The organism is Streptomyces sp. SP18BB07 (assembly GCF_036322545.1).
GTDB lineage: Bacteria > Actinomycetota > Actinomycetes > Streptomycetales > Streptomycetaceae > Streptomyces > Streptomyces deccanensis.
The window spans coordinates 131,271-148,174 of record NZ_JAQYWT010000284.1 but is presented as its reverse complement, the minus strand read 5'-3'; the positions used below and the strand labels follow the sequence as shown (position 1 = coordinate 148,174).

10 protein-coding genes and 1 pseudogene are annotated in these 16,904 nt (G+C 73.1%); 6 read left to right on the top strand and 5 right to left on the bottom strand.

All coding sequences use genetic code 11. From position 1 onward, the window contains the following. Nucleotides 1-11: 11 nt before the first annotated feature. Nucleotides 12-1,814, top strand: coding sequence for an ABC transporter ATP-binding protein (locus tag PUR53_RS15865; protein WP_329898068.1), 1,803 nt, complete (start codon nucleotides 12-14; stop codon nucleotides 1,812-1,814). Here the strand turns inward: PUR53_RS15865 and PUR53_RS15860 are convergent. Continuing rightward, nucleotides 1,737-2,351, bottom strand: a pseudogene (locus PUR53_RS15860) (response regulator); the annotation flags it as partial. The gene PUR53_RS15865 and the pseudogene PUR53_RS15860 overlap by 78 nt on opposite strands. A 185-nt stretch (nucleotides 2,352-2,536) precedes the next feature. Between PUR53_RS15860 and PUR53_RS15855 the strand changes: the two are divergent. Continuing rightward, nucleotides 2,537-4,681, top strand: a complete 2,145-nt coding sequence (locus tag PUR53_RS15855) for a SpoIIE family protein phosphatase (protein WP_329908655.1) — start codon at nucleotides 2,537-2,539, stop codon at nucleotides 4,679-4,681. 165 nt (nucleotides 4,682-4,846) lie between these two features. On the opposite strand, the gene PUR53_RS15850 is transcribed toward PUR53_RS15855, so the two are convergent. Next, the gene (locus PUR53_RS15850) at nucleotides 4,847-6,325 is read right to left on the bottom strand and encodes a S1 family peptidase (RefSeq protein ID WP_329898066.1); all 1,479 of its coding nucleotides are present in this window, start codon (nucleotides 6,323-6,325) and stop codon (nucleotides 4,847-4,849) included. 708 nt (nucleotides 6,326-7,033) lie between these two features. Between PUR53_RS15850 and PUR53_RS15845 the strand changes: the two genes are divergently transcribed. The 4 genes from PUR53_RS15845 (at nucleotide 7,034) to PUR53_RS15830 (ending at nucleotide 13,254) form a co-directional block, all read left to right on the top strand. Continuing rightward, entirely contained in the window at nucleotides 7,034-7,249 is a 216-nt protein-coding gene (locus tag PUR53_RS15845; RefSeq protein WP_033528587.1) for a hypothetical protein, read from the top strand. A gap of 116 nt (nucleotides 7,250-7,365) precedes the next feature. Next, nucleotides 7,366-8,172 (top strand): HlyD family efflux transporter periplasmic adaptor subunit, encoded by an 807-nt coding sequence (locus PUR53_RS15840; protein ID WP_329908653.1) that lies wholly within the window; start codon nucleotides 7,366-7,368, stop codon nucleotides 8,170-8,172. Continuing rightward, nucleotides 8,169-10,406: an NHLP family bacteriocin export ABC transporter peptidase/permease/ATPase subunit gene (locus tag PUR53_RS15835; RefSeq protein WP_329898064.1), complete on the top strand. Its 2,238-nt coding sequence runs from the start codon at nucleotides 8,169-8,171 to the stop codon at nucleotides 10,404-10,406. Before PUR53_RS15840 ends, PUR53_RS15835 begins: the two co-directional genes overlap by 4 nt. Before the next feature lies 1 nt (nucleotide 10,407). Further along, the gene (locus PUR53_RS15830) at nucleotides 10,408-13,254 is read left to right on the top strand and encodes an NHLP bacteriocin export ABC transporter permease/ATPase subunit (RefSeq protein WP_329908651.1); all 2,847 of its coding nucleotides are present in this window, start codon (nucleotides 10,408-10,410) and stop codon (nucleotides 13,252-13,254) included. Between the two features lie 91 nt (nucleotides 13,255-13,345). On the opposite strand, the gene PUR53_RS15825 is transcribed toward PUR53_RS15830, so the two are convergent. The 3 genes from PUR53_RS15825 to PUR53_RS15815 are packed head-to-tail and all read right to left on the bottom strand — an operon-like array spanning nucleotide 13,346 to nucleotide 16,716. After that, nucleotides 13,346-13,840: a GNAT family N-acetyltransferase gene (locus PUR53_RS15825; protein WP_329908649.1), complete on the bottom strand. Its 495-nt coding sequence runs from the start codon at nucleotides 13,838-13,840 to the stop codon at nucleotides 13,346-13,348. A gap of 9 nt (nucleotides 13,841-13,849) precedes the next feature. Beyond that, the gene (locus PUR53_RS15820) at nucleotides 13,850-15,250 is read right to left on the bottom strand and encodes an MDR family MFS transporter (protein ID WP_329908647.1); all 1,401 of its coding nucleotides are present in this window, start codon (nucleotides 15,248-15,250) and stop codon (nucleotides 13,850-13,852) included. Beyond that, nucleotides 15,247-16,716 (bottom strand): ABC transporter permease subunit, encoded by a 1,470-nt coding sequence (locus PUR53_RS15815; RefSeq protein ID WP_329908667.1) that lies wholly within the window; start codon nucleotides 16,714-16,716, stop codon nucleotides 15,247-15,249. The genes PUR53_RS15820 and PUR53_RS15815 overlap by 4 nt, the downstream gene beginning before the upstream one ends. Nucleotides 16,717-16,904: the final 188 nt, after the last annotated feature.

The following is a 16,904-nucleotide window of genomic DNA, read 5'->3' as shown; positions in this document are numbered from 1 at the left end:
AGACGTTTCTGATGGGGTACGCGCTGGCTCGGGCCCTCGACGACGGGTTCCTCGCGGGGCGGGCCGGGGTCGGGCTGGGGTGGCTCGGGGCCGCCGCCGGGGCGGTGGTGCTGGGCGCGCTGGGGACCTGGCGGGTGTACGGGTGCGTGGCGGGGCTCGTGGAGCCGTTGCGGGACCGGCTGGTGCGCGGGGTGGTCGGGCGGGGGGTCCGGGAGGCGGACGGCGGGGCCCTGTCCGGGCTGACCCAGCAGGTGGAGATCGCCCGGGACACCTTCGCCGGACTGGTCATGGTGTCCCGCTCGTTCCTGTTCACCTCCGCCGGGGCGCTCGTAGGACTCTTTTCGCTGGCCCCGCCCCTGCTGCTCGTCGTCGCGCCCCCGCTGGCCGTCGGCGTCGCCCTCTTCCTGGTGACGCTCAGGCCTCTGGCCCGCCGCCAGGAGCGCTTCCTCGTCGCCGACGAGGCGCTCGCCGACCGGCTCGGTGCCGTCTGCCCGGGGTTGCGGGACATCACGGCGGCCGGTGCGGAGGACTCGGTCGCCGCCGACACCGGCCGGTGCGTCGACGCCGAGTTCCGGGCGGCGCGTTCCCTGGCCCGCTGGGGCGTCGTACGGGTCGCCTCCCTCGCGATCGGCGGGCAACTGCCCGTCCTGCTGCTCCTGCTCACCACCCCTTGGCTCCTGGACCAGGGCGTCACGGCGGGCGCCCTGATCGGTGCCCTCGCCTACGTCACCCAGTCCCTCCTGCCCGCCCTGCAGAACCTGGTCCTCGGCCTGGGCACCAGCGGCTCCCGACTCGCGGTGGTGCTCCGCCGACTGTCCCCGGCTCCCACCCCGCCGCCGGTGGACCCCACAGTCCCCGGCGAGACCGTCCCGCGCGCCGCCCTCCCCCGAGCTGCCCTCCCCCACGCCGGGGCCTCCCGGGACGCCCTCTCCCTCGCCTCCGTCACCTTCGCCTACGGCGCCTCCGCGGCCCCCGTCCTCGACGGACTCGACCTCCGTCTCCCCCACGGCACGCACCTGGCCGTCGTCGGTCCCAGCGGCGTCGGCAAGTCCACGCTCACCGGGGTCGTCGCGGGTCTCCTGCGCCCCCGGCAGGGCACCGTCCACTTGTGTGGGCAGCCGGTACCTGGTGCCACATCCCGCGCACACCGCGTGCTCATCCCACAGGAGGCGTACGTCTTCCGGGGATCCCTCGAAGAAAACCTCGGCGAGCTACGGCCGAAACCCGTGCCCGAGGACGAGTTGTGGGCCGCCGCCGAGGCCGTGGGGCTCACCGAGGTGATGGTGCGGCTGGGCGGACCGGCCGCCCAGGTCGACCCGCGCGCGCTGTCCGCCGGGGAGCGGCAACTCGTCGCGCTGGCGCGGGCGTACCTGTCGTACGCGTCGGTCGTGATCCTCGACGAGGCGACCTGTCACCTGGACGCGGAGGCGGAGGAACGCGCGGAGCGGGCCTTCGCCCGGCGGCCGGGCACGACCCTCGTGGTGGTCGCGCACCGCGTCAGTTCGGCCCGCCGCGCGGACCGGGTGCTGGTCATGGACGGCAGGTCCGTGGCGTACGGGGACCACGACGGCCTCCTGGCCCGCTCACCGCTCTACCGGGACCTGGTCGGCGCGTGGTCCCCGGCCCCTACGCCGGTCCGCTCCCCCGACGCCTCAGAGCCATCCCTCCCCCTGCGAGATCCGGATCGCGTCGATCCTGTTGCGCGCCCCCGTCTTGCGGGTGATCGCGGCCATGTAGTTGCGCACGGTTCCGTGGGAGAGGTGCAGGCTGCCGGCGATCTCCGCGACGGAGGCTCCCTCGGCAGCCAGGGATAACACGCTCAACTCCCGCCGGGTCAGCGGCATCTCGGCGGCCTTGAGGAAGCCGAAGCCGAGGGAGTCGTCGATGAAACGTCTCCCCCGGGCGACCTCACGGATCGCGGAGACCAGCCGCTGCGGGGAGCCCTCCTTGTCCACGTAGCCGAGGGCACCGGCCTCCGCCGCGCGCTTGAGCAGGCCGGGTCTGCCGGCGTGGGCGAGGACCAGCAGGCCGGGGTTCGGGCCGCCCGTGGCGCGCAGATCGGCGAGCGGCGGGATGCCGACCGCGTCCGCGCAGTCCAGGTCCGCCGCGCAGACGTCGGGGCGCAGGGACCGCACCCGCCCCGGCGCGGCGCGCCAGGACGCGTCGAACACCGCCAGGTCGGGTTCCCGGCGGAGCCACTCCGCCAGCACCGATCTGACCAGACACTCGTCGTGCACGAGAAGTACCCGGATCACGTTCGCCCCTCCGCCTGCCGGCCACCGATGTCCTCCGCTCAGCGCGTGCCCATTGTTGGCGCCCCCGACCACGCCCGGGCGCGAAGAACCAGCCATCGGGGTGCGTGGGGGCGCACTCCCGGCGCCCGTGCGCGATGCCGCGCATCAGCGAGGGGGCATGGCGTGGGCGAGAGGGGGTACGGCGGTGTGTCCCGGCACGGTGCTCGCCGTGCGGGTGCGGCCCCCAGGGGGGAGCCTTGACCCTGGGGCGTGTCGCACGGTCGTGCGAGGAGGTGGTCGGCATGTCCGACGTCCACATGTCCGGCGCGCGGACGACCGTCGAGACGGCCCGCGTCGGCCATCCGCTGCTGTCGCTGGCGCTGGCCGCGATGATGGACGACGTCCAGGCCCACTCCGGCGCGGTGTACCTGCTGACGCCGGACGAGCCGGTGCTGGAGATGGCGGTCATGGCGGGGCTGCCGAGGTCGTTCGCCGCGCCCTGGGAACGGGTGGGGCTGAACTCGCCGATCCCGGTCTCCGAGGCCGTGCGGGGGCGGCGGCTGGTGTGGGTCAACGGCGAGGAGCAGATGGCCCGCCGCTATCCCCGGATCGCCGTGGTCCTGCCCTACCCGTTCGCCCTGGCCGCGCTGCCGGTGGCGACCCGCGACACCACCTACGGCGCCGTCTTCCTGACCTGGCCCGGCTCCCACCCGCCGGAGCTGAGCGAGCGCGAACGGGACCAGCTGACCTCGGCCTGCGAACGGCTCGCGATGCGGCTCAGGCGCGCCGAGGAGGAGGGCCGGCCGGTGCGGCCGGAGCCGGACCTGTCGGCGCCGTCGACGACGACGGTCGCGGGGACCCTCGGCACGGTGGAGGCGGCGCGGATGGTGGCGCGGCTGCCGTACGGGATGTGCGCGCTCGATCTGCACGGGCGGATCACCTTCGCCAACGCGGCCACGGCCGAACTACTCGGCATCCCGGTGAGCGGGCTGCTGGGCACCCAGTTGTGGGTGTCCGTGCCGTGGCTGAACGATCCCGCGTACGAGGACCGGTACCGGGCGGCCCTGATGAGCCAGCACGTGACCTCGTTCGTGGCGCTGAGACCGCCGAGCGACTGGCTGTCGTTCCGGCTGTACCCGGGGTCCAACGGCCTGAGCGTGCGGATCGCGCGGGCCCGCGCGGTCGCGGAGGCCGAGCACCCTGCGCGGGAGGAGCACGACGGGCCGGGCCGGCTGGTGACCATCCACCATGTGCTGGCGCTGGCGAGCGCGCTCACGGAGGCGGTCGGGGTGCAGGACGTGGTGGATCTGGTCGCCGACGAGATCGCCCCGGCCATCGGCAGCCAGGCCCTGGTGATGCTCGGCTCCCGCGCGGGGCGCCTGCATGTGCTCGGGCACCGCGGCTACGCCGACCCGCACCTCGTGGAACGCTTCGACGGGATGCCGCTCACCGCGGCGATGCCCGGGGCGCACGCGCTGACCACCGGGGTACCCGCGTTCTTCGAGTCCCGGCAACAGCTGGAGCACCTCTATCCGCTGCGCCAGGAGACCCCGGACGGGCTGGGCGCGTGGGCGTACATCCCGCTGATCGCCTCGGGGCGGCCGGTGGGCACCTGGGTGCTCGGGTACGCGGAGCCGCATCCGTTCCCGGCCGACGAGCGCGCGGTGCTGACCAGCCTCAGCGGCCTCATCGCCCAGGCGCTGGAACGGGCGCTGCTGTACGACGCCAAGCACCAGGTGGCGCACGGGCTCCAGAAGGCGCTGCTGCCGCACTCGCTGCCCTCGATCCCGGGCATCGAGTCCGCCTCGCGCTATCTGCCCGCCACCCGTGGCATGGACATCGGCGGCGACTTCTTCGACCTGGTCCTCTCCCATGGGAGGGCCTCGGCCGTCATCGGCGACGTGCAGGGACACAACGTGACGGCGGCGGGGCTGATGGGGCAGATCCGCACGGCGGTGCGCGCGTACACGACCGTCGGGCAGACGCCGGAGGAGGTGATGAGCAGTACCAACCGGCTGCTGATCGACCTGGGGTCGGAACTGTTCGCCAGCTGTCTGTATCTGCGGCTGGACCCGGAGCACGGGACGGCCGTCATGGCGCGGGCCGGGCATCCGCCGCCATTGCTGCGCCGGCCGGACGGGAAGGTGCGGGTGCTCGACCTAGCGGGTGGTCCGCTGCTGGGGATCGACGCGGCGGCGACGTACCCGACGACGGAGGTGGCGCTGACGGAGGGTTCGGTGCTGGTCCTGTACACGGACGGGCTGATCGAGTCGCCGGGCGTCGACATCGAGGACGCGCTGGCGGATCTCGGGGAGCGGTTGGCGTCGGCCGGGGAGCGGCCGTTGGACGCGCTGGCCGACAGTCTGGTGAGGGAGACCGAGGCGGCGGAGGAGCGGGCGGACGACGTGGCGCTGCTGCTGCTCCGGGCCACCGGCTCCGCGGGGTGACACCGCCCCACGCACATGGGTCCGGCCCTCCCGCCGGAGGGCCGGACCGTGCCACCTGTCGGCCGGAACCGCTGTGGTGGGGCCGACGGGTGGGTCGTGGGGCGACGGCCGGGGTCAGTGGCCGCTGATCCCCGGACCGTCGTCCACGTACTCGGTGGCGTTCGCCTACTGCTGGACGCCCTGCTCGTGGACGCCCTGCTCGTCGGCGCCCTGCTCGTCGGCGCCCTGCTCATGGTCCTGGCCCGCACCGGCGGCGGCACCGGCGTCACCCGCACCGGCGGCTGCGGCCTCTTCGCCCGCACCGGCCACGGCACCCGCGTCGCCGGCACCGGCGGCTGCGGCGCCCTCTTCCTCGCCCGCGCCCGCCGCGGCGGCGCCCTCTTCCTCACCGGCACCGGCCACGGCACCGCCGTCGGCCTCCTCGCCGGCTCCGGCGGCGGCGCCACCGTCGGCCTCTTCACCCGCACCGGCGGCGGCACCGCCGTCGGCTTCCTCACCGGCGCCCGCGCCCGCGTCGCCGAGGGTGGCACCCGTGGCCGCGAGGGCGGTACTGACCGGCTGGAAGAAGGTCTCGCCACCGACGGTGCAGTCGCCGCTGCCGCCGGAGGTCAGACCGATGGCCTGGCCGTCCTCGGTGAAGAGCGAGCCGCCGCTGTCGCCGGGCTCGGCGCAGACGTCGGTCTGGATGAGACCGGTGACGGTGCCCTCGGGGTAGTTGACCGTGGCTTCGAGGCCGGTGACCTGGCCGTCGGCGAGCCCGGTGGTGCTGCCCATGCGGAAGACCTGGAGGCCGACCGCGGCCTCGCCGACCGCGTTGATGTCGACCGTCTGGCCGTTGCCGAGGTCGACCGTGCTGGCCGCCTGGGTCGCCGGGTCGTTGTAGTTGACCAGGGCGAAGTCGCCCGCGCCCGGGAACGTGGCGGTCGCCGCGTCGACGGTGCCGACCGGCGCGCCGCCCTCCTCCTCGGACCACTCGGCCTCGGCGACACCGCAGTGACCGGCGGTCAGGAAGGCCGGGGCGCCCTCGGCGTTGACGACGTTGAAGCCGGCCGAGCAGCGGGCGCCGCCGCCGAAGATGGCGTCGCCGCCCTCGAGGAAGGGCTTGAACGTGCCGGCGGACTTCTTGATGGTCGCCATGCCCGTGCCGAGCGACTTGACGGTCGACTCGATGGTGTCCCAGTTCTCGCCCGTGACCGTGGAGTCGGCGGTGACCTGGAGCTTGTTGGTGCGGGGGTCGATCGCCCAGGCGGTGCCCGGGACGGTGGCCTCCTCCTTCAGCGTGGCCGCGCCCTTCTGCAGCTCGGACCAGCTGTTCTCGACCTCACGGACCTCCGCGCCGGCCTCCTGGGCCTGGATGATCACGTTGTTGTCGTCGCCGTCGATCTCGAGGCCGTCGATGACGTTGATGATGAGGCGCTGCTCGCCCGAGTCGTAATACGCGCCTGCGAACGCGTCACCGAGCAGGTCCTGCAGCTGGGAGGCGAGATCCGAGGCGTCACTCGCGGCGAGCGTCTTCGGGGCGGCGCCCTTGGCGTCCGTCTGCGACGCCATCGCGTTCGGCAGGATGAGGGCTGCCGCGCCGAGCGCCGCCACGCCGCCTGCGGCTATGAACGCCTTGCGCTTGGTGGCTCGTTTGTGACTCAACTCTTGACCTCCTGGGGACGGGGTCCGTACCGCCGTCCGGCGGGTGAACTGGGGGCGCCTGGTTGCCAGTTGGTACGGATGGTTCCGAGGGGGTGTTCAACGCTCCGCAAAAAGATTCCGATCTTCCATTTCGCAAAGCGCGCTACGAGCCCTGTTCGCCTGCCATTTCACGACTTCCCGCCCGCGGGCCCTGTGGGGTCCCTGTGTCACCGGGCGACCCACCCCCTCTTCGACACACTCGGCTACCACCCGGTAGCGGTCCGTCGACGCCGGTGATCGGGAAACCGGCTTCAGGGAATCTCCACACCGAATGCTCAGCGGAGTCACGGCCGGTGGGAGTTCTGCACAGGCGCCGCTCGCGTGCCGCGCCTTTGAGGCGGGACTGTCCCATTCGTTTTCCGGCTGGCAATGAAGGGCGTATGACGATGCCGCGATCCGTGTGAAGAAGCTGACCCCAAGCGGTGCGCACGCCTGCACCAATGAACCGTCATGGTCACCAACTGTGCTGGTGAGAGGCCATGTTGATTGGAAGCGGGCGGCGGCGATCTGCTTATATCCATCGCACCGCGGGGGCCGCCGAGCTCTCGGAGTGGGGAGCAGCCAGCTCTCCGGATCGAGAAGTGGGCACCCACGTGCGCGGCCGTCGTTCTGTCCCCAGAAGGGGGCCGCTCCCCCCTTATGAATAGCTATACGAAGGGAAGTTCCATCATGAACTCCACCCCCCAGGTTGAGACCGCCGAGATCTCGGACGCCGCCCTCGACGCTGTCTCCGGTGGCCTCTCGGTCAACGCCGTCGGCACCGTCACCGGCCTGGTGGACGGCATCGCCCCGGTCTCCGGCCTGGTCAACACGGCCGTCGGCACCGTCGAGGGTGTGACCGGCCTGAACACCGCCCCGGTCACGAGCCTGGTCGCCGGTCTCTGATCGAGCCCTCACGCCGCTGAGTCCCGGAACCACCTGACCGGTTCCGGGACTCTCGGGGTGCCCTGGACGTCGTCCAGTCTTCTGTCGTCTCCTGTCACGCAGGTGAGGGAAGTCCCGTGCAGTTCCGCCAACAGGCCCTCGCCAAGCTCCAGTCACCGGAGGAACTCGACCTTCCGGTGCGCTTCGCCCGCCCCCAGGGCTGGCTGGTGCTGTCCGTGACGGTGGTCGCGATGGCCGCCGCCTCCGTGTGGGCCGTCACGGGTTCCGTCGCCTCCACGGTCGGCGCGCCCGCCGTCCTCACCCACGGGCAGGGCAGTTACGTCCTCCAGAGCCCGGTCGCCGGGCAGGTCACCGCCGTCCTCGCGAAACAGGGCGAACGGCTGCCCGCCAGGGCTCCCGTCCTGAAGGTCGCCACCGCCGACGGCGAGAGAGTCGTACGGTCCGTCGCGGCCGGCCGGGTCTCCGCGCTCGCCGCCACCATCGGGCAGATCATCCAGACCGGCGCGAACGTCGCGGCCGTCGAGAAGGTCGCCGACGCCGACGACCCGCTCTACGCGACGGTGTACGTGCCCGCCGAGAACGCGGCCTCGATCCCGAAGGACGCCGAGGTGGACCTGACCGTGCAGTCGGCGCCCACCCAGCGGTACGGCGTGCTGCGCGGCCATGTGAAGAAGGTGGACCGCACCGCGCAGACCCCCCAGTCCATCGGCGCGTTCCTCGGTGACACCCAGCTGGGCGAGCAGTTCACCAAGAAGGGCCGGCCCGTGGCCGTCACCGTACGGCTGGACCGCGCGGCGTCGACCGAGTCGGGCTACCAATGGTCCTCGCAGGACGGACCGCCGTTCGAGCTGACCTCCATGACCATGGCCACGGCGTCGATCCGGATGGCCGACGAGCGCCCCATCGATTGGCTGCTGCCGTGACCGCGTCCCAGGACACCGCCCGGCCGCCCGCACGCGGCAGACGCAAGGCGGCCCCGTCGAAGCGCCCCGTGCCCAAGGGCAGGCAGAAGACCGTGCGTACGCCGACCGTCCTCCAGATGGAGGCCGTGGAGTGCGGCGCCGCGTCCCTCGCCATGGTGCTCGGCCACTACGGGCGGCACGTCCCGCTGGAGGAACTGCGCATCGCCTGCGGTGTCTCCCGGGACGGCTCGCGCGCCAGCAACCTGCTGAAGGCGGCCCGCAGTTACGGTCTGACCGCCAAGGGCATGCAGATGGACGTGGCCGCCCTCGCCGAGGTGAAGGCACCGGCCGTCCTCTTCTGGGAGTTCAACCACTACGTCGTCTACGACGGCATGGGCCGCCGCTTCGGCCGGCGTGGCGTCCACATCAACGACCCCGGCAAAGGCCGCCGGTTCGTGCCCATGGAGGACTTCGACTCCAGCTTCACCGGTGTCGTCCTCGTCATGGAACCGGGCGACGCCTTCGAGAAGGGCGGACGCAGGCCCGGTGTCCTGGGTGCCATGCCCGCCCGGATGCGCGGCACCTCCGGCACCCTGCCCGCCGCCGTCCTCGCCAGCCTGCTGCTGGTGGCGGTCGGCGCGGCCGTCCCCGCGCTGAGCCGCACCTATATCGACATGTTCCTGATCGGCGGCCAGACCTCCCTGCTGGGTGTGCTGTTCACGTCGATGGGCGCGTGCGTCCTGCTGACGGTCCTGCTGACCTGGCTGCAGCAGGCCAACCTGCTGCGCGGTCGGCTGATCTCCTCCACCCTCTCCAGCGCCCGCTTCCTGCGGCACCTGCTGCGGCTGCCGGTCACCTTCTTCTCCCAGCGCAGCCCCGCCGACCTGGTCCAGCGGCTCCAGTCCAACGACGCGGTCGCCGAGACCCTGGCCCGGGATCTCGCGGCGGCCGGTGTGGACGCGGTCGTGGTCGTCCTCTACGCCGTGCTCCTCTACACGTACGACCCGCAACTCACCTTCGTCGGCATCGGGGTGGCGCTGCTGAACGTGGTGGCGATGCGGGTGGTGATCCGGCTGCGCGCGACGCGTACGGCGAAGCTGCGCGCGGACAACGCGCGGCTCACCAACACGGCGTACACCGGGCTCCAGCTGATCGAGACGATGAAGGCGACCGGCGGCGAGGAGGGCTACTTCCGCAAGTGGGCCGGGCAGCACGCCACGACGCTGGAGGAGCAGCAGCGGCTCGGGGTGCCGAGCGCCTGGCTGGGGGTCGTCGCCCCGACCCTCGCCACGCTCAACAGCGCGCTCATCCTGTGGATCGGCGGCATGCGGGCGGTCGAGGGCCATATATCCGTGGGCCTGCTGGTCGCGTTCCAGGCGCTGGTCACCCGGTTCACGGCGCCCCTGACCCGCCTCAACGGGGTGGCGGGCCGGATCCAGGACTTCGCGGCGGACGTGGCCCGGCTGAAGGACGTGGAGAACTTCCAGGCCGACCCGCTGTACGCCCGCCCGGACGCCGCCGAGTCCACCCGTCGGCTGAACGGGCACGTCGAGCTGGAGAACATCACGTTCGGCTACAGCCCCCTCGACAAGCCCCTGCTCACCGGCTTCGACCTCACCGTGGGCCCGGGGCAGCAGGTGGCGCTGGTCGGCGGCTCCGGCAGCGGCAAGTCGACGGTGTCGAGGCTGATCTCGGGGCTCTACACCCCGTGGGAGGGCGTGATCCGCATCGACGGCCGGCGCCTGGAGGACATCCCCAGGGGGGCTCTGGCCGCCTCCGTCTCCTTCGTCGACCAGGAGGTGTTCCTCTTCGAGGGCACCGTCCGCGACAACGTGGCCCTGTGGGACCCCTCGATCCCGGAGGAGGCGGTGGTGGAGGCGCTGCGGGACGCGGCCCTGTACGACGTGGTGACGCGTCGCCCGGGTGGCATCAACAGCAGGGTCGAGCAGGACGGCCGCAACTTCTCCGGCGGGCAGCGCCAACGCCTGGAGATAGCACGGGCGTTGGTGCGCAGGCCGAGCATCCTGGTCCTCGACGAGGTGACCAGCGCGCTGGACGCGGAGACCGAGCTGACCGTCATGGACAACCTGCGCAAGCGCGGCTGCGCCTGCGTGGTGATCGCCCACCGGCTCTCCACGGTCCGCGACAGCGACGAGATCGTCGTCCTGCAGCACGGCACGATCGTGGAGCGCGGCCGGCACGAGGAGCTGGTGGCACGCGGCGGCGCGTACGCCCAGCTGGTCAGGGAGCGTTGAGATGACTGCCGTGCACGAGGGGCAGAGCGGTCAGGGCGGCTACGACGGCGACCTCGTCCTCGGTGCGCTCGGCGCGATGGGCACGCCCCTCGACTGCGCCGGCCACACCCGGCTGGACCTCGAAGGGCCGCAGACGCTGTGGCTGGTGGCCTCCGGTGCCCTGGACCTGTTCGCGGTCGACGCGGACCAGCAGGGCCACTGGCACCATCTGGGCCGCCTCGAAGCGGGTGCGCTGCTGCTCGGCCCGGTCGCCGGGCCCCAGCACACGCTGGTCGCCCGCCCGCTGCGCGACTGCGTGGTCCGGCGCATCGGCCTGCGGGAGCTGTACCAGCAGGCGGGCACCGAGACCTGGTCGTACGACGAGTGGGGCAACCCGCAGCTCGTGCCCCCGCAGACGAGTCCCCTCGAATACGCCCTCGCGCTGGGCGTCGGCCGTGGCCTGTCCATCCTCTTCCAGGCGCCGATGGCCACCGAGCAGGCCGCCGCGCCCACCGACGACGACGTGTTCTGGATGCGGGTGCCGCCCGGCAGCGTCCAGTACGGCTCGCTGTACGGCGCGGAGGCGGCGGCCGATCTGCTGATGGACCCGGGGGTCTGGCAGAGCATGGTCGACCAGCAGTACCGGCTGCTGGCCACGCTGGACCGCTGGATCGAGCAGCTGGAACGCACCCACGAGGACCGCACGGCCGCCGGGATCAAGGCCGGTGAGGCGGTGCGCGCCCAGGCCGACCGCACCCTGCTCGCGTCCATCGGCAAGTCGTCCGGGAACCGGCGTACGACGGCGGCCGACGCGGACGCCACGTACGCGGCCTGCGGGCTCGTCGCCCGGGCGGCGGGGATCTCGCTGTCCGAGCCGGCGCAGAGCGGAACCGAGAGCGACCGGCTCGACCCGGTGGAGCGCATCGCGCTCGCCTCCCGGGTCCGCGTCCGTGCCGTGCGCCTCGCCGGGAGCTGGTGGCGGGAGAACGTCGGCCCGCTGGTCGGGCACCGGGCGCTGTCGGGTGCGCCGGTGGCGCTGCTGTGGCGGCGCGGCGGCTATGTGGCCGTCCAGCCGTCGTCCGGCCGGGAGACACCGGTCGAGAAGGCGAACGCGGCCGAGTTCGAGCCGCGTGCCGTGATGTTCTACCGCCCGTTGCCCGAACGGGTGCTGAGCCCGCTGCGCCTGATGCGGTTCAGCCTGCACGGGACGAGCGGTGACATGACGGGCCTGCTGCTCAGCGGGCTGGTGACCGTCGTGCTCGGCTCGCTGGTCCCCATCGCGACGGGCCGGATCCTCGGCGAGTACGTGCCGAAGGCCCAGGAGAACCTGATCGTGCAGGTCTGTCTGGCGATCATGCTGGCGAGCGTGGTGTCGGCGGCGTTCATGCTGCTGCAGAACCTGACGATCCTCCGGCTGGAGGGCCGTATCGAGGCGACGCTGCAACCGGCGGTCTGGGACCGTCTGTTGCGGCTCCCGACGAAGTTCTTCACCTCGCGGTCCACGGGCGAACTGGCCAGCGCCGCCATGGGTATCAGCGCGATCCGGCGCACGCTGGCCGGCGTCGGCCCGGTGGTCGCGCAGTCGGTGACGGTCGGCGCGGTGAACCTCGCCCTGCTGCTCTGGTTCAGCGTTCCGATGGCCCTGGCGGCGATCGGCATGCTGGTGGTCGTGGCGGCGGTGTTCCTGGGCCTCGGTCTCTGGCAGGTCCGCTGGCAGCGCCGGCTGGTGGTGCTGGGCAACAAGCTGAACAACCAGGCCTTCCAGACCCTGCGGGGGCTGCCGAAGCTCCGGGTGGCGGCCGCCGAGAACTACGCCTACGCGGCTTGGGCGGGCGAGTTCGCGCGCAGCCGGGAGCTCCAGCAGAAGGTCGGCGGCATCAAGAACCTCAACACGGTACTGGGCGCGGTGTATCTGCCGCTGTGCACCCTGCTGATGTTCATGCTGCTGGCGGGTCCGGCACGGGGGTCGATGTCGGCGGCGGAGTTCCTGACCTTCAACACCTCGGTGACGATGCTGCTGACGTCGGTGACCCAGCTGACGGGGGCGTTCGTGTCGGCGGTGGCGGTGCTGCCGCTGTTCGAGGAGATCAAGCCGGTGCTGGAGGCAACGCCGGAGGTCCGCACGGCGAGCACCCGGCCGGGCGTGCTGTCCGGCGCGCTGGAGGCCCGCCGTCTCTCCTTCCGCTACGCGGACGACGGTCCGCTGGTGCTGGACGACGTGTCCTTCGCCGTCGCCCCCGGGGAGTTCGTGGCGGTCGTCGGCCCCAGCGGCTGCGGGAAGTCGACGCTGCTGCGTCTGCTCATCGGCTTCGACAAGCCGGTCTCCGGGAGCGTCCTGTACGACGGTCAGGACCTCGGCGCCCTGGACCAGTCCGCCGTACGCCGTCAGTGCGGGGTCGTGCTGCAGCACGCCCAGCCGTTCACCGGGTCGATCCTGGACGTCATCTGCGGCACCGAGCCGTTCACGCCGGAGGAGGCGATGGCGGCGGCCGCGATGGCGGGCCTCGCGGAGGACATCCAGCGCATGCCGATGGGCCTGCACACCATCGTCCAGGGCAACGGCGCGATCTCCGGCGGGCAGCGGCAACGCCTGATGATCGCCCAGGCGTTGATCCGCCGCCCCCGCATCCTCTTCTTCGACGAGGCGACGAGCGCCCTCGACAACGAGACCCAGCGCACGGTCATCGAGAGCACGCGGGCCCTGAACGCCACGCGGATCGTGATCGCCCACCGGCTGTCCACGGTGATGGACGCGGACCGGGTCGTGGTGATGGAGGACGGCAAGGTGGCGGAGGTCGGAGCACCGGGCGAGCTGCTGGCGAACCCCGCGGGGCGGCTGCACGAGCTGGTCCGCCGCCAGATGGCCTGACCGGCCCCGCTGCCCGTCCGTCATCGGGGCTTCGCCCCGGACCCCGTTCGCGCAGTTCCCCGCGCCCCTGAAAGGGCCGGACCCGCGCCGTTCAGAGCGACAGGTCGCGCTCGTACCAGGTGCCCGTTTCACCGCTGAGGTCGTCCGGGTCGGCGGGACCTGCGGGCACGAACCCGGCTTTGATCAGCACCTTCCGGGAGGCGGTGTTGTGGTGGGCCACGGCCGCCCGCAGGGTGCGCAGGCCGTGCTCGGTCGCCGCCCACCCGCACAGCTTCCGTACGGTCGCGGTCGCCACGCCCTGGGCGGCGACGAGTTGGGCGACCCGATAGCCGAGGTGCGCGGAACCGTCCTCGATGTCGACCAGGTTGAACCTGCCGAGCACCGAGCCGTCCTCGGCGACGAGCACGTGGAAGGCGCAGACGCCGGCGTCCTGCTCGGCCAGCAGGGCGTGGAACCGGTCGGTGAACTGCGTGAAGAACGCATCGCCCCGGTCGGGGATCGAGGCGGCGAAGTAGGCACGGTTCGCCAGTTCGAAGTCCAGGACGGCGGCGGCATGTTCGACACGCAGTCGTTGCAACTCGGGCATCGCTCGACCCTAGTCGGAGGGGGCGTTGAGGGCTTCTGATTTCTCTCGCGCGGTGGGCGCCGGCCCCGGGATGAGCAGGACCGAGGCGATCGGCACCGCGGCGAGGGCCAGCCAGGGCACGGCGGCCGGCAGGTCCGCGTCCATCAAGGCGCCCGCCCCCGCGCTTCCCACCAGCACGATCAGGCCGGAGACGGAGGACATCGCCCCGGTGTAGAGCCCCAGGCGCCCCTCCACGGCGAGATCGGGCACCCATGCGCGAGCCGCCGGAGCCACCAGCATCTGCCCCAGTGTCAGGAGGACCACGAACCCGGCGGCGGGCAGCAGCCCGGCCGTGCCCGTCCACTGCGCGGGCCGCGCCAGGCCCACCACCCCGAACCCCGAGGCGATCAGGAGCAACCCACCGGTCATGGACCGCCGCAGGTCGAGCCGCCCGGCCGCCCACCGCGTCACCGGCAACTGCGCCGCCACGACCAGCAGCGACGACAGCCCGAACAGCCAGGCCAGCGCCGTCTGCGACCCCGTGGCCCGCTCCACCTCGTCGGGCAGGAGCAGGTACAGCTGGTTGTAGGCCAACAGATACGCGCCGTACGCGCAGCACAGCGCGAGGAACCGCCGGTTGCGCAGCAGCCCGCCGAGACCACCCCGCATCTCGACCCGCTCCCGCCCCGGGATGTGCTGCGGCAGCAGCCGGACGTGCCCGGCGAGGACCAGGACGAAGACTCCGGCGCCCGCGAGGCAGACCACCCGGTAGTCCACGGCCAGCAACAACGCGCCGATGAGCGGTCCGACGAACGCCCCGGCCTGCCCCGCCACCGTGAACAGCGCGAGCACGCTCGTACGGGGTCCGCCGCCGGACTCCTCCCAGACCACCGCCTGCCGGGCCACCTCCGACTCGACGGCCGGGGAGAACAGCGCGGCGGCGAACCCGATCAGCAGCACCGACCCGATGACCGACCAGTCCTCGTCCGCGTACCCGAGCCACGCGAAGCCGGCGATCCGCAGGGCGCACCCGGCCAGCACGACGGGCCGTACGCCGTACCGGTCGGCCAGCGCGCCGCCGACCACGAACAACCCCTGCTGGCTGAAGGTGCGCAGCCCCAGCACGAACCCGACCATCCAGCCGGCCATGCCTATCGCCGTACCGAGGTGCTCGGCGAGGAACGGCAACACCGCGAAGAACCCGACGTTGAAGGCGAGCTGGGTGAGAATCAGCAGCCGCAGAAGGGGGTTGAGCCGCCCCCACGTCCCGCGCCGCGACACCTTGCCGGCCACGCCTGCGGCCGCCGCACCACCGACGACCGCACGCCCGGCCGCTTCGTTCTCGGCGGCCCGGCTCCCGGGCCTCCCGGCTCCCTCCTCCGTCGTCCGCCCCGTGAGGGGCGCGGTCGGGGGCTGTTCGGGCTCGGTCATCCGGTCTCTCCGACGGTGGGGGCGGCGGCGGGCTTCGGTCGCTGTGGGGCCCCGGCGAGCGGACGGCGCGGCAGGCGTACCCCGCCCGCCGCCGTGACCGCGAGGGCGCCGAGGAGGGCGAGGGCGGTGGCGGGGGCGAGGACGGCCCAGGGGGCGCGTTCGGCGTAGGGCTGGTTCTCGGCGAGGAGGAGGCCCCATTCCGGATCCGGGGGTTGCGCGCCGAGGCCGAGGAAGCCCAGGGTGGTCAGGGCGAGGGCCACGCCGGGCAGGCGCAGCAGGGCGTGTCGGGCGACGGGCGGCAGCACGGCGGGCAGCAGTTCGCGGCGGAGCAGATACGCGTCGTCGGCGCCCAACCCCCTCGTGGCCGTGATGTGCGTCGTGGCCCGCTCCTGTTCGAGCAGGGCGGTGGTGTGCGCGGCCAGGGGCACCCAGGCGACGGCGGCCACGGCCAGCGCGGGCGTCGCCGCGCCGCCGCCGACCACTCCGGCGACAAGGAGCCCCGCGAGGACCGCGGGCACGGCGTTGACGGTGTCGACGAGGGGGCCGGAGAAGCGGGGCAGCAGCCCGAGCAGGACGCCCGTCAGCAGCGCGGCTGCGCTGATCGCGACCGCCAGGGCGAGGGTCGTGAAGGCGCCGTGACCGATGCGGGCGAGGAGGTCGCGCCCGAGTGCGTCGGTGCCCAACGGGTGTGCCCAGGAAGGGGGTTGGAGCCGGGCGCCGGTGTCGAGGGCGAGCGGGTCGCGCATCAGGCCGAGCGCGACGACCGCCAGCAGGAGGGCGCCGTGCAGCAGGGGGGCGCGGCTCGGGGCCGGTGGCGTGGGGCGGTGCAGGGAGTGCAGCGCGCCGTCGCGGAGGGCGGGGCCGACGAGGCGGTGGGCGGCGAGGCGGGCGAGGGTCCCGGCCACGGCGGCCAGCAGGACGAGTGCGAGGGTGCCTGCCTGGAGGACGGGGAGGTCCTGGGCGAGGGCGGCCTGGAGGGTGGTGCGGCCGAGGCCGGGTATGTCGAAGACCTGCTCGACGGCGACGGCACCGCCGGTGAGGCCGACCACGAACAGGCCGAGGTTCGGCAGCAGTGCGGGTACGCAGCGGCGTACGGCGTGGCGGGCGGTGGCCCGGCCGGGTATGCCGCGTGCGGCGGCGGCCAGTGCCCAGGGTTCCGCGAAGACGCCGGGCAGCAGGTCGCCGAGCATCCGGCCGAGCAGCGCGCCGGCGGGCAGGCCCAGGGCGAGGGCGGGCAGCACCGTCCACCGCGGCCCGTACCAGCCGAGCGCGGGCAGCCAGCCGAGGTGCACCCCGACGACGACGGCGAGCACGGACGCGGTGAGGAACTCGGGCAGCGCGGCGAGCATCGCGGCACCGCTGCCGCCGCCCCGGCGGTCGTCGAGACGGCGGTGCGCGCCGAGCCAGAGGGTGCGGGCGCAGACCGCCGCGGCCGTGGCCGCCGCGACGAGAAGCGCGGCGGCCATCAGCAGCAGGGAGACGCCGAGGGCCTGGGCGACGGACGGGGTGACCTCGGCGCCGGAGATCCACGACCGGCCCGCGTCACCGCGCGCCAGCCCGCCGAACCACTCCCCCAGGAGTCTCAAGGGACCGGCGTCGAGCCCGAGTTCGTCGCGTACGGCCGCCAGGACCTCCGGCGTCGGGTCGCGTTCGG